The organism is Streptomyces sp. NPDC048192 (genome assembly GCF_043202415.1).
Classification (GTDB): domain Bacteria; phylum Actinomycetota; class Actinomycetes; order Streptomycetales; family Streptomycetaceae; genus Streptomyces.
In genome coordinates this window covers 214994-233548 of record NZ_JBIDAL010000008.1, presented here as the reverse complement: position 1 = coordinate 233548, position 18555 = coordinate 214994, and the positions used below count along the sequence as shown (strand labels likewise).

Genomic DNA, 18555 nt, shown 5'->3' with positions numbered 1-18555 from the left:
TTAGTCGCGGTTGAGCGCCCTGCCCTAGCATCCCAGCCATGACGGTCCTGCCTGACGACGGGCTCTCACTGGCCGCCGAGTTCCCTGACGCGACGCACGAGCAGTGGCAACGCCTGGTCGAGGGCGTGCTGCGCAAGTCGGGCAAGGAAGTCTCGGGCGCGGCAGTTGAGGACGCCCTGTCCACGACGCTGGAGGACGGGCTGCGCACCCGTCCCCTGTACACCGCGCGCGACGCCGCGCCCGACCCCGGCCTGCCCGGCTTCGCGCCGTACGTGCGCGGCAGCCGCCCCGAGGGGAACACCGCGGGCGGCTGGGACGTACGGCAGCGGCACACCGCCCTCGCCGAGGGCGCCGTCCTGAACGACCTGGAGAACGGCGGCACCTCGCTGTGGCTCGTGCTGGGCGAGGGCGGCATCCCGGTCGGCCGGCTGGGCGAGGCCCTTCAGGGCGTGTACCTCGACCTGGCGCCGGTCGTGCTGGACGCCGGCCGCGACACCGAGCAGGCCGCCGAGGCGCTGCTCGGGCTGTACGCGGACAAGGGCGTGGCCGCCGGGGCCGTACGCGGCAATCTGGGCGGCGACCCGCTCGGGTACGAGGCCCGCACCGGCGCCGCCCTGGACTTCGCGCCGTACGCCGCCCTGGCCGCGCGCTGCGCCGAGCAGTACCCCGGGCTGCGCGCGCTGACCGTGGACGCGCTGCCCTACCACGAGGCGGGCGGCTCGGCCGCGCAGGAGCTGGGCGCCTCGCTCGCCACCGGGGTCGCGTATCTGCGGCAGCTCACCGAGGCGGGGCTGAGCGTCGAACAGGCCGCCGGGCAGCTGGAGTTCCGTTACGCCGCGACCGCCGACCAGTTCCTCACCATCGCCAAGCTGCGGGCCGCGCGCCGGCTGTGGGCGCGGGTCGCCGAGGTCTGCGGCGCCCCGGGCGCCCAGGTGCAGCACGTGGTGACCTCGCCGGTGATGATGGCCCGCCGCGACCCGTGGGTGAACATGCTCCGCACGACGGTCGCGACGCTCGCGGCCGGGGTGGGCGGCGCCGACGCCGTGACCGTCCTGCCGTTCGACCACGCGCTCGGCCTGCCCGACGCGTTCTCCCGCCGGATCGCCCGCAACACCTCCACGATCCTGATCGAGGAGTCCCACCTGGCCCGGGTCATCGACCCGGCGGGCGGCGCCTGGTACGTGGAGCGGTTGACCGACGAACTCGCCCAGGCGGCCTGGGAGTTCTTCCGCACGATCGAGCGCGACGGCGGTCAGGCGGCCGTGCTGCGCTCGGGCCGGCTGCGCACCGACCTCGCGACGACCTGGGCGGAGCGCTCCAAGCGGCTCGCCAAGCGCCGCGAACCGATCACCGGTGTCAGCGAGTTCCCGCTGCTGGCGGAGAAGCCGGTGGAGCGCGAGCCCGCGCCGCTGCCGCCGTCCGGCGGACTGCCGCGGGTGCGCCGCGACGAGGCGTTCGAGGAGCTGCGCGCCCGCTCCGACGCCCACCTGGCCGCGACCGGCGCCCGCCCCCGGATCTTCCTGGCGACCCTCGGCTCGGCCGCCGAGTACACCGCGCGCGCCACCTTCGCCGCCAACCTCTTCCAGGCGGGCGGCATCGAGCCGGTCACCGAGGGCTCCTTCGAGGACAGCGGCGCCACCGAGGCCGTGCTGTGCTCCAGCGACGCCCTGTACGCCGAGCAGGCCGAGCAGGCGGCCAAGTCGCTGAAGGCGTCCGGCGCCCGGCATGTGTTCCTGGCGGGCCGCGGCGCGTACGCCGGCGTCGACAGCTGTGTCTTCGCGGGCTGCGACGCCGTCGACGTGCTGTCCGCGACCCTCGACCGCATGGGAGTGTCCTGATGGGAATCCCCGACTTCTCCGGCATCGAGCTGGGGACGCCGGCCGTCGACGGCGGCGCCGATCAGTGGCGTGCGGCCGTCGCGCGGGCGACCGGCAGCGAAGAGCCGCTGTGGGAGACCCCGGAGGGCATCGGGGTCAAGCCGCTGTACACCGGCCGTGACCTGGAGGGCCTGGACTTCCTGGGCACCTACCCGGGCATCGCGCCGTATCTGCGCGGCCCGTATCCGACGATGTACGTCAACCAGCCCTGGACGATCCGGCAGTACGCGGGATTCTCCACCGCCGAGGAGTCCAACGCCTTCTACCGGCGCAACCTGGCGGCCGGCCAGAAGGGCCTGTCGGTCGCCTTCGACCTGCCCACGCACCGGGGCTACGACAGCGACCACCCGCGGGTGACCGGCGACGTCGGCATGGCGGGCGTGGCCATCGACTCCATCTACGACATGCGGCAGCTGTTCGACGGCATCCCGCTGGACCGGATGACGGTGTCGATGACGATGAACGGCGCGGTGCTGCCGGTCCTCGCGCTGTACATCGTGGCGGCGGAGGAGCAGGGCGTACCGCCCGAGAAGCTGGCCGGAACCATTCAGAACGACATTCTGAAGGAGTTCATGGTCCGCAACACCTACATCTATCCGCCGAAGCCGTCGATGCGGATCATCTCCGACATCTTCGCGTACACCTCGCAGAAGATGCCCCGGTACAACTCCATCTCCATCTCCGGCTACCACATCCAGGAGGCGGGCGCGACGGCCGACCTGGAGCTGGCGTACACGCTCGCGGACGGCGTGGAGTACATCCGCGCGGGGCGCGAAGCCGGCCTGGACGTGGACGCGTTCGCGCCCCGGCTGTCGTTCTTCTGGGCGATCGGCATGAACTTCTTCATGGAGATCGCCAAGCTGCGCGCGGCCCGGCTGCTGTGGGCCAAGCTGGTCTCGCAGTTCGAGCCGAAGAACACCAAGTCACTGTCGCTGCGCACCCATTCGCAGACCTCGGGCTGGTCGCTGACCGCGCAGGACGTGTTCAACAACGTCACGCGTACGGCCGTGGAGGCGATGGCGGCGACCCAGGGCCACACCCAGTCGCTGCACACCAACGCCCTCGACGAGGCGCTCGCCCTGCCGACCGACTTCTCCGCGCGCATCGCCCGCAACACCCAGCTGCTCATCCAGCAGGAGTCCGGCACGACGCGGGTCATCGACCCGTGGGGCGGCAGCGCGTACGTGGAGCGGCTCACCTACGACCTGGCGCGCAAGGCGTGGGCGCACATCCAGGAGGTCGAGCAGGCGGGCGGCATGGCGCAGGCCATCGACGCCGGCATCCCGAAGCTGCGCGTGGAGGAGGCGGCGGCCCGCACCCAGGCGCGGATCGACTCCGGCCGCCAGCCGGTGATCGGCGTGAACAAGTACCGCGTGGACAGCGACGAGCAGATCGAGGTCCTCAAGGTCGACAACTCCGCCGTACGCGCCCAGCAGATCGAGAAGCTGCGGCGGCTGCGGGCGGAGCGGGACGAGCAGGCCTGCCGGGACGCCCTCGACGCGCTGACCCGGGCCGCCGACGGCAGGGAGAACCTGCTGGAGCTGGCCGTGCGCGCGGCCCGCGCCAAGGCGACCGTCGGCGAGATCTCGGACGCCCTGGAGAAGGTGTACGGCCGGCACGCGAGCCAGATCCGTACGATCTCCGGTGTGTACCGCAACGAAGCAGGCCAGTCCCCGAACGTGGACCGCACCCGTGCCCTGGTGGACGCCTTCGAGGAGGCCGAGGGGCGCCGGCCGCGCATCCTGGTCGCCAAGATGGGCCAGGACGGCCACGACCGCGGGCAGAAGGTGATCGCGACCGCCTTCGCCGACCTCGGCTTCGACGTCGACGTCGGTCCGCTGTTCCAGACGCCGGAGGAGGTCGCCCGGCAGGCGGTCGAGGCGGACGTGCACGTGGTCGGCGTGTCCTCGCTGGCCGCGGGCCATCTGACCCTCGTCCCGGCGCTGCGCGAGAAGCTCGCCGAGGAGGGCCGCGAGGACATCATGATCGTGGTCGGCGGGGTGATCCCGCCGCAGGACGTGCCGACGCTGCGCGAGATGGGCGCGGCGGAGGTGTTCCTGCCCGGGACGGTGATCCCGGACGCGGCGTACGACCTCGTGAAGCGGCTGTCGGCCGACCTCGGCCACGAGCTGTAGGGCGCCGATGGCACCGCTCGATCTCGACGCCTATGTGAAGGGCGTGCTCGACGGAAAGCGGGCGGTCGTGGCCCGCGCGATCACGCTCGTGGAGTCCACCCGGCCCCAGCACCGGTCGCTGGCACAGGAGTTGCTGACGCAGCTGCTGCCGCACAGCGGCCGGGCGCGGCGGATCGGTGTGAGCGGGGTGCCGGGTGTCGGCAAGTCGACGTTCATCGACGCGTTCGGCACGATGCTGACCTCGCTGGGCCACCGGGTCGCGGTGCTGGCCGTGGACCCGTCCTCGACCCGCACGGGCGGCTCCATCCTGGGCGACAAGACCAGGATGGAGCGCCTGGCCGTGGACCCGGACGCGTTCGTGCGCCCCTCCCCCAGCGCGGGCACGCTGGGCGGGGTGGCGAAGGCGACCCGCGAGTCGATGGTCGTCATGGAGGCGGCCGGCTACGACGTGATCCTGGTGGAGACCGTCGGCGTCGGCCAGTCCGAGACCGCGGTCGCCGACATGGTCGACTCCTTCCTGCTGCTCACCCTGGCCCGCACCGGCGACCAGCTGCAGGGCATCAAGAAGGGCGTCCTGGAGCTGGCCGACGTGATCGCCGTCAACAAGGCGGACGGCCCGCACGAGCGGGACGCGCGCGCCGCCGCCCGTGAACTGGCGGGCGCGCTGCGGCTGATGCACGGCAAGGACGCGTTCTGGACGCCTCCGGTGCTGCACTGCTCCGCGCGGGAGTCGACCGGCCTGGAGACGGTGTGGGAGCGGCTTGAGCAGCACCGGGCCCTGCTGGACTCCACCGGGCGGCTCACCGCCAAGCGGCGGGACCAGCAGGTCGGCTGGACGTGGGCGATGGTCCGCGACGAGCTGCTGGGCCGCCTGCACGCCGACCCCGCGGTACGGGAGGTCGCGCCCGCCCTCGAACGGGCGGTACGGGAGGGCTCGTTGACGGCGACCCTGGCGGCGGAACGGATCCTGGAGGCGTTCCGGGGGACGTCCGGCTCCTCCTGACGGCACCGCCGCCCGCGGCGGCACCGGCCCCGGCGGGCGCCCGCGGGCGGCTCGCCGGGCCGGCTGGTCGATGCCCCGGACGATGTGGGACTCGGCCGGGTCCTCGTCCACGCCGGCGGGAGACGTGGGAGAGTTCACCGGGCATCAGCTGGTCGGTGAAGCGCCCGGGGAACGTCATCAGGCCTAAAAAGGCGCTTGCACGCACCGGCCGGTCAGTCCGCCAGCCAGTTGCCGTGGAAGCCGAAGGGCACCCGGGCGGGCAGGTGGACACCGTGGCGACCGGTTCCGCCGCCAGGTCGCCGGCGTCCAGGACCACCAGGTCGCTGCGGTCGGCGGCGGCGTCGTACACGTAGGTCATCAGCCGGCCGGGGCCGCCGGCCACGTCGTCGGCGGGGGCGAAGGCGGCCTCGCCGGGCGTGCGGCCGGGCCCGAAGTCGTGGGCGGTGACGGCGCCGGTGGTCAGGTCGTACCGCACGAGCGTGTCGTCGCAGGCGAGGGCCTGGCCGAGCTGCGGCACTGGCTGACGGAGACGAGACCGCAGCGGACCACGCGCAGCGACGTCCTGCTGCGCGTCTTCTTCCTCGGCGTCCTCGAATCCGGCCAGGCCCACGCCTATCCGACCGGCCTGGCCGGGCAGTCCGCCGAGCTGTACGACGACCTGCGCCGCCTCGTCGGCACCGTCGACTGGGACGACGACGACCTGTCGGTCTACGGCCGCATCGCCCTGGAGTACGGCCTGCGCTTCTACGAGATGCGGCGGGACTGGGCGGTCTGGGCGGCCGAGCAGGTCAAGTAGCTCCGGCCCCGGTCAGGGCCGCAGCTCGGTGCCGGTCTCCTCGGCCAGCGTGCGCAGCAGGCGGTCCTGGAACGCCTCGTCGTGGACGGCGGGGTGCGGCGGCCGGCGCCGGCGGTGGTACCAGTACCCGCCGGTCGTCAGGGCCTCCGGGTCGTCGGCGGTGGCCAGCCACTGCTGTGTCTCGTGGCCGAGTTGGAGGTCGTCCGGCGCGTGCGGGCCGCCCATCTTCGTCGGCACCCAGCCGGGGTCGACGGCGTTGCTCGTCACCCGCGGACGCAGCCGGGCCACCGCGGCCGCGAGCGTCGTCACGAACAGCTTGCTGTCGGCGTACGACCCGGCGCGCCGCGCCCCCGCCAGTCGACGCCGGCCGGCTCGGGACGCCCGCCGAAGTGCGAGCCGCTGCTCAGGTACACCAGCCGGCGCGGCCCCGGCAGCAGTGCCGTGAGCAGGTACGGCGCGACGATGTTGACCGGCATGACCGCCGGCCCGCTCCACACGCCGGCGTTGTGGATGACCGCGTCGAGCGGCCCGGTGCCCTCGACCTCGGCGGCGAGGCGCCGTACGGCGTCCCGGTCGGCGAGGTCGCCGACGACGAGGTCCGCCCCGCGGCCGGTCAGGTCGTCCAGGCTCCTCGCCCGCTGCGGGTTCCGGGCGTGCACCACGACCTGGTGTCCCGCGGACAGCAGCGCGTCGGCCGCGGCACGTCCGAGACCGTCCGCGGAACCGGTCACCAGGATCCGGCTCACGAGGACGCCGCCCCTCGCTCCGCCGCGCGCGCGGAGGCCTCCTCGGTGGCGGCCCAGGAGGCGAGCAGCCGCAGCCCCTCCTCCGAGGCCGAGCCGGGTTCGGCGGCGTAGACGGTCAGGGTGAGACCGGGTTCGGCGGCCATCTCCAGCCCCTCGAAGGCGAGGGTGAGCGCGCCGACGGCGGGGTGGTGGAACCGTTTGGTGCCGGTCCCGTGGTGGCGGACGTCGTGCGCGCCCCAGCGGGTGCGGAACTCCTCGCTGCGGGTGGACAGCTCGCCGACGAGGTCGTGCAGGTCCTTGTCGTACGGGTCGCGCCCGGCCTCGGTGCGCAGGATGGCCACCGCGATGCCGGCGAAGCGCTCCCAGTCGGGGTAGAAGCGCCGGGAGGCGGGGTCGAGGAACTGGAAGCGGGCCAGGTTCGCCTGGTTGCCGGGGTTCGCGAACAGGTCCGTGTAGAAGGCGCGGGCGAGGGAGTTCGCGGCCAGGACGTCCATCCGGCCGTTGCGCACGAACGCGGGCCCCGCCGTGATCGCGTCGAGCGTCCACTGCAGGCTGCGGTGCGGGGTCCACTGCCGGGCGCCGGCACGGCGCCGGGGGCGGGTGAGCACGTCCGAGCCGTCGGCGGCCTGGGCCAGATGGAGCAGATGGGCGCGCTCCCCGTCGTCCAGCTGCAGGGCGCGGGCGACGGCCTCCAGGACGGCCGGGGAGACACCGGCGAGACTGCCGCGCTCCAGCTTCGCGTAGTACTCCACGCTCATGTCGGCCAGCGCCGCGACCTCGCTCCTGCGCAGCCCCGGCACCCGGCGCCGGGAGCCCGCGGGCAGCCCGGCCCGCTCCGGGGTGATCTTCGCTCGCCGCGAGGTGAGGAACTCGCGGACCTCGTCACGGTTGTCCACCCCTCGACCGTACGGCCTGTCCGCCCTGCGAGGGATGTACTGGCGGTACACCTCTCACCGGTGACTCGCTGAGCGCGCCGGGAACCGGTTACCTGGAAGACGCGATGCTTCCCGGCCGCGGCAGCGGCCCACCACCCCCCAGCACGTAAGGAACTCCTCTCATGCGCGGAGCAGTGATCCACGCCCCCGGCGATGTGCGCTTCGAGACCCTCGCCGACCCGAAGATCCTCCAGCCCACCGACGCGATCATCCGTACGGCCGTCACCTGCGTGTGCGGCTCCGACCTGTGGCCCTGGCGCGGCCTGGACGCCACCGACGAGGCGCACCCGATGGGCCACGAGTACGTCGGCTTCGTGGAGGAGGTCGGCAGCGAGGTCACCGCCGTCAGGCCCGGCCAGTTCGTCGTCGGCTCCTTCGCAACCTCGGACAACACCTGCGCCAACTGCCTGGGCGGCTGGCAGTCCAACTGCCTGAACCGCGAGTTCATGAGCACCTGCCAGGCCGAGTACGTGCGCATCCCCAACGCCCAGGGCACCCTGGTGGCCACCGAGGAGGTGCCGGGCGAGGAGTTCTGGCCCGGCCTCCTCGCCGTCTCCGACGTGATGGGCACCGGCTGGTACGCCGCCGACGCCGCCGAGGTCAGGCCGGGCTCCACCGCCGTGGTCGTCGGCGACGGCGCGGTCGGCCTGTGCGCGGTGATCGCCGCCAAGGAGATGGGCGCGGAGCGGATCATCGCCATGAGCCGCCACGAGCCCCGCCAGAAACTGGCCCGCGCGTTCGGCGCCACCCACATCGTCGCCGAGCGCGGCGAGGAGGGCGTGGCCCGGATCAGGGACCTCACCGACGGCATCGGCGCCGACTCGGTGCTGGAGTGCGTCGGCACCGCCGAGTCCATGCGGCAGGCCCTGCACGCGACCCGGCCGGGCGGCAACGTCGGCTTCGTCGGCGTCCCCCACGAGGTGGCCGTCGACGGCCAGGAGCTGTTCTTCTCCCACGTCGGCCTGCGCGGCGGTCCGGCCCCCGTGCGCCGCTACCTGCCCGACCTGATCGAGCGCGTCCTGACCCGCCGGATCGACCCCGGCAGGGTCTTCGACCTCACCCTGCCGCTGGAGCAGGTCGCCGAGGGCTACAGGGCGATGGACGAGCGCCGCGCCATCAAGGCCCTGCTGCAGCCCTGACCGCCCACGCCCACGCACACGTCTCACCGTCCCGCACGGCACCCGAAGAGAACGCCCCGAAGAGAAAGCACGGCCTTGCAGATCACCCGCAGCTCGATCGACACCGTCAAGGGTCCCGCCGACTGGTTCACCGGCGACGTCTACATCGACGCCGTCGCCGCCGCACCCGAGCCGTCCCGGGTCACCGCCTCCCTGGTGCACTTCATGCCCGGCGCGCGCACCCACTGGCACCGGCACCCGCTCGGCCAGACCGTCTTCGTCACCGAGGGCGTCGGCCTGTGCCGGCGGCGGGGCGGACCGATCGAGGTCATCCGCCCCGGCGACCGCGTCCTGTTCGAGGCCGACGAGGAGCACACCCGGGGTGAACGTGCCGGGCGGGGGCCGGGGTGGTGGGTAGGTCTGGGGCTGGACGCGGAGAGCGACGGCGCGGAGGTGGGTGTTGGTCATCGGCACGGCCCGGCGGATCCGGGTGGCACGGGCGGGGATCGCGTACGAGGAGGCGGGCAGCGGGGAGCCCGTGGTGTTCGTGCACGCGGGGTGCGCGGACCGGCGCATGTGGGACGCGCAGTTCACGGCGCTGGCGCAGCGGTACCGGGTGTTCCGCCACGACTGGCGGGGCCGGGGCGGCTCCGCGGACCCGGCCGGGGAGGTCGCCCACCACCTGGACCTGCTCGGTCTGCTGGACGAGTGGGGGGTGGAGCGGGCCGCGGTGGTGGGCGCGTCGGACGGTGGCCGGATCGCGCTGGACGCCGCGCTGACGGCGCCGCACCGGTTCCGGGCGCTGGTGCTCATCGCCTCCGGCCTGTCCGGGCACACCTGGCCGCCGGCGATGGTGCGCCGGGCCCGGCGGCGGCTGCTCGGCGCGGTTCCCGAGGAGCGGCTGCGGCGCTACGAGGAGGGCGCCGCCGAGTGGATCGACCCCGCGGACCTGGAGGCGGTGGCGGTGGCCGACGCGGAGTTCCTGGTGGCCGGCGAGGGCCGGGACCGTACCGCGCTGGATCCCGAGGTGTGGCGGCGGGCCGTGGACATGGCCCGGCTGACCCGGCGGCGGATCTGGGGCGGCCCGCGCACCGCCGAGCTGACGGCGCGTCCCCCGGCCCGGGACCGGCTCGCCGAGGTGACGGTGCCGACCCTGGTCGTCAGCGGCCTGTGTGACGTGCCGGAGATCCTCCAGGTCTCCGCCCGCCTCGCCAGCGACATCCCGGGCGCCCGGCACCTTCAGCTCCCCGACACCGGCCACCTGCCGCCCCTGGAGCGCCCCACGGAGGTCACGGCGGCCCTGCAGCGCTTCTTCACCTCACTGGCCTTCTGACCGCGACCGGGAGGCGGGCGGCGCGGGTGGTGGCGCTGCGGCGGGCGCGCCGGAGGGCTTCGGCGGGGGTCGGTGCGAGGCCGACGCCCCAGAGGGTTCGCGGGCCGGCCGGGCCGGTGACGGCGCACTCGGCGTAGACGACGACGTCGGGAGTGCCGCCGGCCGGTGCCGGACAGTGCTGCTCGGTGTGGGAGAGGACCCGGACGCCGGTGTCCGGGACGGCGCCCTCGGCGTCGGCGGGGTCCAGGTACTCGGCGCGGAAGAGCTCGCCGAGCCGTTCGGCGCTGATCTCGCCGCCGTCCGCGTCCGTGTGGGCCTGCACCGCGCGGGCGAACTCGATCAGCAGCCGCCGTGGCAGCTCGAAGCCGTGCCGGCGCATCAGGTAGGCCACCCCGCCCTTGCCGGACTGGCTGTTGACCCGGATGACGGCCTCGTACGAGCGGCCGACGTCCGCCGGGTCGATCGGCAGGTACGGCACCTCCCAGCGGGCCTCCCGCACCGGCACCCCGTCGGCGGCCGCCCGCTGTTCCAGCGCGGCGAAGCCCTTCTTGACGGCGTCCTGGTGGGAGCCGGAGAAGGCGGTGTACACCAGGTCCCCGGCGTAGGGGTGGCGGGGGTGGACCGGCAGGCCCGTGCACTCCTCGACGGTGCGCCGGACCGCGTCGATGTCGGAGAAGTCGATGCCGGGGTCGATGCCCTGTGCGTGCAGGTTGAGGCCGAGGGTGACCAGGCAGACGTTGCCGGTGCGCTCGCCGCCCCCGAACAGGCAGCCCTCGACGCGGTCGGCGCCTGCCAGCACGGCCAGTTCGGCGGCGGCCACGGCGGTGCCGCGGTCGTTGTGCGGGTGGACGGAGAGGGCGACGTACCGGCGGCGGGACAGGGCGCGGCTCATCCGCTCCACCTGGTCGGCGTAGACGTTGGGGGTGGTGCGCTCGACCGTGGCGGGCAGGTTGAGGACGATCTCCCGGTCCGGCCCGGGCTGCCAGACGTCCATGACGGCCTCGCACACCTCCAGCGCGACCTCGTGCTCGGTCTCGCTGAACAGTTCGGGCGAGTACTCGAACCCCAGGTCGCAGCCGGGAAGATGCCGCTCGGCGTACTTCAGGACGTGCTCGGTGCCGCGCACCGCGAGGTTTGTGCACTCCTCCCGTGTCACGCCGAACACCACGCGGCGGAACAGCGGCGAGGTGGCGTTGTAGAGGTGGACGGTGGCGGCGCGGGCGCCGGCCAGGCAGCGCACGGTGCGTTCGATCAGCTCGTCCCGGGCCTGGGTGAGCACGGAGATCCGTACGCCGTCGGGGATCCGGTCCTCGGTGATCAGCCGGCGCACGAACGCGTGGTCGGCGCGGCTCGCGGCCGGGAAGCCGACCTCGATCTCCCGGTAGCCCATCGCGGTCAGCGTCTCGAACAGGCGCAGCTTGCGGTCCGGGCTCATCGGTTCGATGAGCGCCTGGTTGCCGTCGCGCAGGTCCGTGGAGAGCCAGCGGGGTGCCTTGGCGAGGGTCCTGCCGGGCCAGGTGCGATCGGGCAGGTCGGCGGGCCGCCATGGGGCGTAGCGCCAGGACGGCATGACTCCGGGGCGGCCGGCCGTGCGGAAGCCCCCCTGCGGGCCGGGGGCGTGGGGCGGTGTCATGAGGGTGCGCTCCCTGGGGATGTCGTGGCCTCGGCCGCCGCGGGCGGCGTCTCGCGCGCGGGGGCGGCCTCCTCGCGCCGGACCGTGGCGCAGGCGACGGCGCCGAGCACGATGACCGCGATGGGCAGCGCCATCGACGTACGCATGGCGGAGACGCCGTCGTGGCCGCCGGCCGTCTGGGTCTGCACGAGCGCGCCGACCGCGGCGCTGCCGACCACCGAGCCCAGCTGCCGTACGGTGTTGAGCACTCCGGAGGCCGCGCCGGCCACCGCGGGTTCGACGCCGCGCATCGCGACGGCCGCCATCGGGGCGATCAGGCAGCCGTTGCCCGCGCCGACCACGATCATCGGGGCGACGAAGGCCGCCCAGGCGGTGTGCGGGCCCATCGCCAGCGCGTTCCACAGCATGCCGACGGCGGTCAGCAGCATGCCGGTGAGCAGCACGTACTTGCCGTCGACCTTGTCGGTGAGCCGCCCGGCGAACGGCGCGAGGAGCATCGACACCACGGAGGCGGGGGCGAGCGCGAGGCCCGCCTTGAGCGCGCTGAAGTGCAGCACGTTCTGGAAGTAGAGGGACAGCAGCAGCATCAGGCCGAGCACGCCGACCGAGATGGCGGCCGAGACCGCGTTCATCGCCGTGTAGTTGCGGCTGCGGAACAGCGCGAACGGCACCAGCGGCTCGCGGTCCTGGCGGCGCCGCTGCTGCGCGGTGAACGCCGTGAACAGCACGGCGGAGGCGGCGAACAGGGCCCAGACGACGCCGTTCCAGTGGTAGCGCTCGCCCTCCGTCAGGGCGAACGTCAGGCAGAACACGGCGGCCGCCGACAGCAGGACGCCGGTGAGGTCCAGACGGTGCGTGGCGCCCTGCCGGATGTCGGGGACGACGACGAACAGCACCGCCAGCACGACCGCGCCGACGGGCACGTTGACCAGGAAGATCCAGCGCCAGCCGGGGCCGCTGACCAGCAGGCCGCCCAGCGCCGGGCCGGCCACGGCGGCGACGCCCGCGACCGCTCCCCACACCCCGAGCGCGGCCCCGCGCCGCTCGGCCGGGAACGCGCCGACGATCAGGGTCATGGTCTGCGGGACGAGCAGCGCCGCGCCCAGTCCCTGCACCAGGCGGGCGGCGATCAGCTCGGCGGGGCCGCCGACCAGGGCGCAGGCCAGGCTGGCCAGCGTGAACAGGGCGACGCCCGCGGCGAACAGCTGGCGCGGGCCGCGCAGGTCGCCCAGGCGGCCCGCGGTGATCAGCAGGGCGGCGAGCACCAGGATGTAGCCGTTCATCGACCACAGCACCTCGTCGAACGAGGCGTGCAGGCTGTGGATCATGCTGGGGATGGCGATGTTGACGATCGTCAGGTCCAGCAGCGTCATGAAGAAGCCGAGGGACAGCACCACCAGGATCGCCCAGGGGTTGCCGCGTACCTTGCTCATGCGGTGCTCCCGCCGTTCTCCGGGAGTGCGCCGGCGTCGGCGTCCTGCCACAGCATCGCCGGGACCTTGTTGGTCCGTTCGACCCGGGCCAGGCGGTCCACCCGGCGGGCGCGCAGGGCGCCGGGGTACTGCCGGGCCACTGCGGCCAGGTGGTAGAACTCGCCGGTCAGCCGGGCGCATACGGCCTCGGGGTCGGCGGTGCCGGTGAAGTCGAGGGTCAGCGCACTCGCCGCGCGGGCCGAGTCGGTGCTGCGAGTGAGCCGCAACTGGGCCTCGACGACGCCCGGTTCGCCGCGTACGACGTCGATCAGCTCGCTCACCTTGAACAGCGCGCTGCGCAGGGTCACCGCGTCGTCGGCGCGGCCGAGCACGGTGAGCCCGTCGGGGCGGCCGCAGCGGCATGCGGCGGGCGCCACCCGGTCGCCGAGGCGGTAGCGCACGACGGGGACGGTCCAGCCGTCGCCGACCCGGCTGAGCAGGGCGCCGTCCTCGTCCGGTTCCATCAGCTGGCCGGGCAGCAGGTGCAGGACGGTCTCGTCGCAGCCGGGCTGGTTCGCGGCCATCACCCAGGTCTCCACCGAGCCGTAGTTGCCCCACAGCCCGGCACCGGGGAACGCCTCGCGGACCAGGTCGCGCTTGTTGCCCGTCCAGGGCTCGGCCATCCACACGATGGTCCGCACGGGCAGGGCGCCCCCGGCGTCCAGGACGCCCCGGGCGAAGTCGGCGAGCCCGGTGGGGGTGCCGGCGAGGGCGGTGACGCCGACCTCGCCGAACATGTCCAGCCAGCGGCCGACCTCGCCGGGCTCGTAGGGGCCCGAGGGGACGACCGTGCAGCGGCACTTCTCGGCGAGGGTCTGCATGTAGTAGTGGGAGCCCCACATGCGGCCCGCGTTGAACAGGTTGAGCAGGGTGTCGCCGGGCCGCAGGGGCCGCCAGGAGTCCAGCAGCCGGTCCAGGCCCATGCCGTGCGGCACATGGGTCAGCTTCGGTGTGCCGGTCGTGCCGCCGCTCGACATCAGCACGCTGCCCGCGTCCCGGGCGGCCAGGCGGGTCAGGGTGTAGATCTCCCGGGGGCCGCTGACCGGGAGGTCGGTCACCTCCCGCGCGGTGTCCGGCACGGCGAGGCCGCCGGCGTCGGCCAGCTTCCTGGCGTGCGCGAGCAGGTCGTCGGTGGGTATGTGCCCGATCATCGCGTGCGGTCCTCCGCGTCGTGCGTGCCGTGGCTGTGGGCCGTGTGCCGGTCCGCGGGTTCGCCGGTGCCGCGCAGGAATTCCTCGTGTGCGGCGCGGTAGGCGTCGAAGCGGGCGGCGATGATCTGCCGCTGCTCGCGGGCCGCCTGCTCCGAGCCGGGGAAGGCGACCGCGCCGTCGGGTTCCACCTCCGACAGCCAGAACCGCTCGCCGTCGTGCAGGAAGTCGACGGCGATGTACGGCATGGGCATGCGCCCGGCGACGTACGCGACCGTGCCGGCCAGTTCGGGCGGCAGCGGCACGTGTTCCATGGCGCCGCCCGAGGAGAGGTTGGCGGTCAGCGACGCGCCCTTCGGGATGCGGCGCAGTACGGTGTGCGGCTTGCCGTCGACGACGTAGACCCGGAAGTCGTTGATGCCCTCGCCGAGGTACGGCTGGCAGACCAGCGCGGTCTCCGCGCCGGCGGCGAGTCCGACCACGCCCTTGAGCTCCTCGGCGCTGCGCACCAGGCACACGCCCTGGCCCATGCCCCAGTAGGCGGGCTTGACGATGAGCGGATAGCTCAGCCCGTCCAGGGCCGCCTCGTAGGTCCGGGCCGGCGCGTCCCTGCCGACGCCGATCCGCACGGTCGGCACCTGGGGCAGGGGGCTGTCCGCGAGGTGCAGCATGGTCGCCGTCTTGTCGTTGGCGAGGAAGGACAGCCGGGGCGGGATGGGCAGGTAGAAGCCCGCCGCCTCCAGGATGGTGTACAGGTAGAGCTGGTTGCAGACGTCCACGGTGTGGTGCGCCAGGGACCACAGGGAGGTCACGAACACCGTGTCGGCGGGGGTGACTTCGGTGCCGTCGAGGAAGACGCGGGGGGTGCCCGGGCCGGTGGCGTCCACGGACACCTCTTCGGGTTTGTGCAGGGACAGCGCCCAGCCGCGCTCCCGGGCCACCTCCTCGTACACGCCCCAGACGTGTGTCCACTCCTTGGTGCGCATCCGCTCGGTGCCGCGGTCCGGGTAGATCCAGCACAGCCGGCGGCCGGCGGCCCGCCCGGCGGGTGCAGTGCTCATCGACGCTTCCCTCCTTGTGCCGTCCACGCCCCGATGACGCGGTGGAACCGCTCGGGCTCCTCCAGGAACGGCAGATGTCCGCTGTGCTCGAAGAGTTCCAGCCGGGACCCGGGTACGGCGGCCGCGAGCCAGGCCCCGACGGAGGTGGGGTAGACCTGGCTCAGCGCGCCGTGCAGGAACAGCACGGGCACGCCGAGCGAGGGCAGGCGGCGCCGCCAGTCCTGGCGCAGCGCGTCCCGCCACAGCTGCCGCTTGGCGTCCGGGCGGCAGCCGGCCGCGGCGTCGGTGAGCGCGTCGGCCAGTTCCGGTTCGGGGGTGGTGCCCCTTGCGAAGAAGCCGCGGACCAGGTCCGCGGTGACGGTGCGGTCCGCCGCGCCGAGCATCCGCTCCACGTCCGCCGCGCCGGCCGCGTCCAGCCCGCCGAAGGCCGCGTGCTCCCAGCCGTCCTCGCCGAGCAGGTACGGGGTCTGCTCGACGGAGACCAGGCCGGTGACCCGGTCGGCGCCGTACCGGTCCAGGTAGCGGTAGGCGACGGTGGCGCCGAGGGACCAGCCGACCAGTGTCAGCCCGCGTACGTCGAGTTTCTCGGTGAGGGCGTGCAGATCGGCGGCACAGCGGTCCACGGTGACCGGCTCGGTGCCCTGCGGGGTGGCGCCGTGGCCGCGCAGGTCCACGGTGAGGACGCGGTGGCCGGTGGCCAGGGCGGGGACGGTGCGGGCGAAGAAGGCCGAGGGCGCGCCGAGGCCGTGGACGAGGAGCAGCGGCGGGCCGTCGCCGGTGTCCTCGTAGTGCACCTGCCCGCCGTCGTCCAGGGTGAGTTCAGGCATGCGGCACCTCCGTAGCGGTGTCGGTCTCCCAGCGTCTGCGCAGGGCCGGCTTGTCGGGCTTGCCGACCGGGGTGTGCGGGATGTCGCCGGTCAGGCGGACGGTGCCCGCGAGGCCGTGGCCGCGCAGCACGGCCTCGACGGACTTGCGGACCTCGCTGCCGGGCCGGGCGGGGTCGGGGTGCACGGCGAGCAGCACCTCGTTGCCGTAGGCGCCGGGCCGGGCCGGCAGCGCCACCGATTCCAGGACCGGGCACTGGGCGGCGATCTCCTCGTCGAGGACCGGCGCGGGCAGTGGTCCGCCGGCGGCGGCCAGGATCTCGGTGACCCGGCCCAGGATGCGCAGCGAGCCGTCCGGCTGCCGCTCGGCCACGTCGCCGGTCCAGAACTCGTCGCCGCGGAAGGTACGGGCGTTGGCCTCGTCGCTGCCGACGTAGCCCTCGCTGGTGCAGTCCGACCGCAGCACCAGTTCGCCGAGGTCCGGCCGGTCCGGTGCGAGGGGTTCGAGGCGGACGCCCACCCCCTGCACGGGGAACATGCCCCGCTCCGCCTGGAGCACGTCGGTCATGTTGCCGAGGGCCAGGCCGAACTCGGTGGAGCCGTAGATCTGCCGGATGTGGATGCCGAGGACGCCGGCGGCGTCCCGCATCTGCGCCGGGCTGAGGTAGGCGCCGCCGCACAGCGGACGGCGCAGCCGCGACAGGTCCGGGGCCGGGCCGCCGGCGGCCGCGCGCACGTACTCCTCGTAGTGGCGGGGCAGCGCGCTCATCGCGGTGGCGCGGTGCTCCTGGATCTGCCGCAGCAGGACGGCGGGCTCCGCGTGCGGGTCGGCGAGGACGAGTTCGGCGCCCGACAGCAGGGCGGCGAACATGTGCAGGTCGGTGGCGTGGGCGACGTCGAGGGTGTGCCGGCAGAAGAACACGTCGTCGCCCGTGATCCCTGTGTCCGCGAGCCAGCGGCGCCGCTCGCGCAGGAACCTGTCCTGCCGCCACACCATCTGCTTGGGGAAGCCCGTCGATCCGGAGGTCCACAGGGCGCGGAAGACGCCGGCGTGGTGTTCGGCGGGCGGGCGCGGTGCGGGTGCGGTGCGGGTCAGGTCGTCGAGCCGGACCCGGGGCGGGGAGCCCGCGGGGAACGGGCGGTCGTGGTCGGCGACGATCAGGCGCGGCCCGGTCAGACGCAGCGCGGTCGCGGTGTCCGCCGTGTCGAAGTTGCTCATCAGCGGCACATAGCGGGCGCCGGTGCGGGCCACGGCCAGGATCAGGGCCACATAGCCGACGCTGTTGCGCAGCGAGCAGGCGACGGTGTCGCCGGCGGCGATGCCGTGGCGGTGCAGTCCGGAGGCCGTGCGGTCGACCAGCGCGACCAGTTCCGCGTAGCCGACCGCCGTGCCGTCGGTGGTGGTGACGGCACGGTGGTCGGGCCGGCGGGCCGCGATGTCACTCAGGGCTTGGTAGAGCACGCTTCACCTCGATGAGCGGCCGGCCACCGGCCCGGTGCGGCGCCGGCCGGGAAGCGGACGGAACGCGTACGTTTTTTGCCTCGTGCCGGGTGTCCTGCTTCGTGCGTCGGCCCTTGCGCGCGGCGTCACTTGTCGTTCCAGCCCGCGTAGGTGGCGAAGCGCCAGTCCTTGGCGAGGCAGTCGACGGTGCCGAATCCGGCTTCGCGCAGCCAGCGGAGCTGGGTGTCGACGTCGATGGGAATGTCGTGTTTCATGCGCTCGCGGCCGGCGGCCCATTCCTCGGCGGGGGTTCCGGAGGCGTGCACATGGGCCTCGTGCTGCTCGTCGTACATCTTCTCCAGGGCGGGCGTGGGCGCGAGGAGCTGCTCGACGTTCACGAATATCCCGCCGGGGCGGAGGATTTCGCGGATCCGGAAGAAGAGGTCCCGCTTTTGTTCGTGGGTCAGATGGTGGATGGAGAGCGCGGAGACCACGGCGTCGAACGGCCCGGCGGGCAGCGCGTCGAGGTGGTCGGCGACCCGCACCGACACCAGGTCGTCGGCGGCGAACCGCTGTCGCGCCTGGGCGAGCATGCGCTCCGAGCGGTCCTGGAGCAGCAGGTCGGCCCGGGGGAGGCGGTCGCGCAGGGCGGCGCTGAGCAGTCCGGTGCCGGCGCCCAGGTCCAGCACGCGGGGAGCGGGGCCGACCGACAGGGCCACGGCGGCGACCGCGCTGTCGTAGAGGAGGTCGAAGGACGGGATGAGCTGCCGGCGCAGCGCGTCATAGGTGCGGGGATTCCACAGTTCGGTGGGCGTGGAATCGTGAGCGGCCGTTGTCTGCGGCATGATGCGGACCTTCCCCCAGTGCATTTCCGTATGTCGTCCGGTGACGAGCCCGCGAACGGTGGCGCAACGCAATTCAAGCGGGTTTTCCGGACATCGCGTTTTCCCTTCGCGGGTCGCCATGAGGCTAACTTCACCAGCCGGGGGCGGGCAAACTTCTGTTCGTTATCACGCCTGATCAGTGATGATTT

The 18555-nt window shown here is 73.6% G+C and carries 16 protein-coding genes and 2 pseudogenes; 7 read left to right on the top strand and 11 right to left on the bottom strand.

The annotated features are described in order from the left end of the window. Positions 1 to 38 precede the first annotated feature (38 nt). From ACGFZN_RS19040 to meaB, 3 genes are read left to right on the top strand one after another with little or no spacing between them, the layout of a single operon-like run. Complete coding sequence (locus ACGFZN_RS19040) at positions 39 to 1838, top strand: methylmalonyl-CoA mutase family protein (RefSeq protein ID WP_393859622.1); 1800 nt, start codon at positions 39 to 41, stop codon at positions 1836 to 1838. Continuing rightward, a complete protein-coding gene (scpA, locus tag ACGFZN_RS19035) occupies positions 1838 to 4012 on the top strand; it encodes a methylmalonyl-CoA mutase (RefSeq protein WP_393859621.1) in 2175 nt (724 codons plus the stop codon). The genes ACGFZN_RS19040 and scpA overlap by 1 nt, the downstream gene beginning before the upstream one ends. Positions 4013 to 4019: 7 nt before the next feature. Continuing rightward, positions 4020 to 5015, top strand: a complete 996-nt coding sequence (gene meaB / locus ACGFZN_RS19030; RefSeq protein ID WP_393859620.1) for a methylmalonyl Co-A mutase-associated GTPase MeaB — start codon at positions 4020 to 4022, stop codon at positions 5013 to 5015. A 212-nt stretch (positions 5016 to 5227) separates the two neighbouring features. On the opposite strand, the pseudogene ACGFZN_RS19025 reads toward meaB, so the two are convergent. Beyond that, positions 5228 to 5493 (bottom strand): annotated as a pseudogene (locus ACGFZN_RS19025) (carotenoid oxygenase family protein); the annotation flags it as partial. Here ACGFZN_RS19025 and ACGFZN_RS19020 point away from each other — a divergent pair. After that, positions 5452 to 5811, top strand: a complete 360-nt coding sequence (locus ACGFZN_RS19020; protein ID WP_393859619.1) for a hypothetical protein — start codon at positions 5452 to 5454, stop codon at positions 5809 to 5811. The pseudogene ACGFZN_RS19025 and the gene ACGFZN_RS19020 sit on opposite strands and share 42 nt — an antisense overlap. A gap of 12 nt (positions 5812 to 5823) precedes the next feature. Here the strand turns inward: ACGFZN_RS19020 and ACGFZN_RS19015 are convergent, their stop codons facing one another. The 3 genes from ACGFZN_RS19015 to ACGFZN_RS19005 are packed head-to-tail and all read right to left on the bottom strand — an operon-like array spanning position 5824 to position 7453. Next, a complete protein-coding gene (locus tag ACGFZN_RS19015; RefSeq protein ID WP_393859618.1) occupies positions 5824 to 6120 on the bottom strand; it encodes a hypothetical protein in 297 nt (98 codons plus the stop codon). Continuing rightward, positions 6117 to 6557, bottom strand: coding sequence for an SDR family NAD(P)-dependent oxidoreductase (locus ACGFZN_RS19010; RefSeq protein ID WP_393859617.1), 441 nt, complete (start codon positions 6555 to 6557; stop codon positions 6117 to 6119). Before ACGFZN_RS19010 ends, ACGFZN_RS19015 begins: the two co-directional genes overlap by 4 nt. After that, on the bottom strand, positions 6554 to 7453 hold the full coding sequence (locus ACGFZN_RS19005; RefSeq protein WP_393859616.1) for a helix-turn-helix transcriptional regulator: 900 nt from the start codon (positions 7451 to 7453) through the stop codon (positions 6554 to 6556). Before ACGFZN_RS19005 ends, ACGFZN_RS19010 begins: the two co-directional genes overlap by 4 nt. 161 nt (positions 7454 to 7614) lie before the next feature. On the opposite strand from ACGFZN_RS19005, the gene ACGFZN_RS19000 reads away from it, so the two are divergent. From ACGFZN_RS19000 to ACGFZN_RS18990, 3 genes and pseudogenes are all read left to right on the top strand, one after another. Beyond that, positions 7615 to 8631 carry a zinc-dependent alcohol dehydrogenase family protein gene (locus tag ACGFZN_RS19000; RefSeq protein ID WP_393859615.1) on the top strand — a complete coding sequence of 339 codons (1017 nt, stop codon included), beginning with the start codon at positions 7615 to 7617 and terminating at the stop codon, positions 8629 to 8631. A gap of 75 nt (positions 8632 to 8706) precedes the next feature. Beyond that, positions 8707 to 9009, top strand: a pseudogene (locus ACGFZN_RS18995) (cupin domain-containing protein); the annotation flags it as partial. A gap of 61 nt (positions 9010 to 9070) precedes the next feature. Beyond that, positions 9071 to 9943: an alpha/beta fold hydrolase gene (locus tag ACGFZN_RS18990; RefSeq protein WP_393859614.1), complete on the top strand. Its 873-nt coding sequence runs from the start codon at positions 9071 to 9073 to the stop codon at positions 9941 to 9943. On the opposite strand, the gene ACGFZN_RS18985 is transcribed toward ACGFZN_RS18990, so the two are convergent. From ACGFZN_RS18985 to ACGFZN_RS18955, 7 genes are all read right to left on the bottom strand, one after another. After that, positions 9924 to 11576 carry a 2-isopropylmalate synthase gene (locus tag ACGFZN_RS18985; RefSeq protein WP_393859613.1) on the bottom strand — a complete coding sequence of 551 codons (1653 nt, stop codon included), beginning with the start codon at positions 11574 to 11576 and terminating at the stop codon, positions 9924 to 9926. The two genes, ACGFZN_RS18990 and ACGFZN_RS18985, sit on opposite strands and share 20 nt — an antisense overlap. After that, positions 11573 to 13009: a DHA2 family efflux MFS transporter permease subunit gene (locus tag ACGFZN_RS18980; RefSeq protein ID WP_393859612.1), complete on the bottom strand. Its 1437-nt coding sequence runs from the start codon at positions 13007 to 13009 to the stop codon at positions 11573 to 11575. Before ACGFZN_RS18980 ends, ACGFZN_RS18985 begins: the two co-directional genes overlap by 4 nt. Continuing rightward, positions 13006 to 14199 carry an AMP-binding protein gene (locus ACGFZN_RS18975; RefSeq protein WP_393859611.1) on the bottom strand — a complete coding sequence of 398 codons (1194 nt, stop codon included), beginning with the start codon at positions 14197 to 14199 and terminating at the stop codon, positions 13006 to 13008. Before ACGFZN_RS18975 ends, ACGFZN_RS18980 begins: the two co-directional genes overlap by 4 nt. Next, positions 14196 to 15257 (bottom strand): RimK family alpha-L-glutamate ligase, encoded by a 1062-nt coding sequence (locus ACGFZN_RS18970; RefSeq protein WP_393859610.1) that lies wholly within the window; start codon positions 15255 to 15257, stop codon positions 14196 to 14198. The genes ACGFZN_RS18975 and ACGFZN_RS18970 overlap by 4 nt, the downstream gene beginning before the upstream one ends. Further along, positions 15254 to 16084 (bottom strand): alpha/beta fold hydrolase, encoded by an 831-nt coding sequence (locus ACGFZN_RS18965; protein WP_393859609.1) that lies wholly within the window; start codon positions 16082 to 16084, stop codon positions 15254 to 15256. Before ACGFZN_RS18965 ends, ACGFZN_RS18970 begins: the two co-directional genes overlap by 4 nt. Beyond that, positions 16077 to 17543 carry a class I adenylate-forming enzyme family protein gene (locus ACGFZN_RS18960; protein ID WP_393859608.1) on the bottom strand — a complete coding sequence of 489 codons (1467 nt, stop codon included), beginning with the start codon at positions 17541 to 17543 and terminating at the stop codon, positions 16077 to 16079. Before ACGFZN_RS18960 ends, ACGFZN_RS18965 begins: the two co-directional genes overlap by 8 nt. A gap of 125 nt (positions 17544 to 17668) precedes the next feature. After that, positions 17669 to 18367, bottom strand: coding sequence for a class I SAM-dependent methyltransferase (locus ACGFZN_RS18955; RefSeq protein WP_393859607.1), 699 nt, complete (start codon positions 18365 to 18367; stop codon positions 17669 to 17671). Between the last annotated feature and the right edge of the window lie 188 nt (positions 18368 to 18555).

Excerpts from the sequence above, each read along its gene's own strand:
- ACGFZN_RS19040 (WP_393859622.1), top strand. The coding sequence starts at position 39 with ATGACGGTCCTGCCTGACGACGGGCTCTCACTGGCCGCCGAGTTCCCT.
- scpA (WP_393859621.1), top strand. The coding sequence starts at position 1,838 with ATGGGAATCCCCGACTTCTCCGGCATCGAGCTGGGGACGCCGGCCGTC.
- meaB (WP_393859620.1), top strand. The coding sequence starts at position 4,020 with ATGGCACCGCTCGATCTCGACGCCTATGTGAAGGGCGTGCTCGACGGA.
- ACGFZN_RS19000 (WP_393859615.1), top strand. The coding sequence starts at position 7,615 with ATGCGCGGAGCAGTGATCCACGCCCCCGGCGATGTGCGCTTCGAGACC.
- ACGFZN_RS18985 (WP_393859613.1), bottom strand. The coding sequence starts at position 11,576 with ATGACACCGCCCCACGCCCCCGGCCCGCAGGGGGGCTTCCGCACGGCC.
- ACGFZN_RS18980 (WP_393859612.1), bottom strand. The coding sequence starts at position 13,009 with ATGAGCAAGGTACGCGGCAACCCCTGGGCGATCCTGGTGGTGCTGTCC.
- ACGFZN_RS18975 (WP_393859611.1), bottom strand. The coding sequence starts at position 14,199 with ATGATCGGGCACATACCCACCGACGACCTGCTCGCGCACGCCAGGAAG.
- ACGFZN_RS18970 (WP_393859610.1), bottom strand. The coding sequence starts at position 15,257 with ATGAGCACTGCACCCGCCGGGCGGGCCGCCGGCCGCCGGCTGTGCTGG.
- ACGFZN_RS18965 (WP_393859609.1), bottom strand. The coding sequence starts at position 16,084 with ATGCCTGAACTCACCCTGGACGACGGCGGGCAGGTGCACTACGAGGAC.
- ACGFZN_RS18955 (WP_393859607.1), bottom strand. The coding sequence starts at position 18,367 with ATGCCGCAGACAACGGCCGCTCACGATTCCACGCCCACCGAACTGTGG.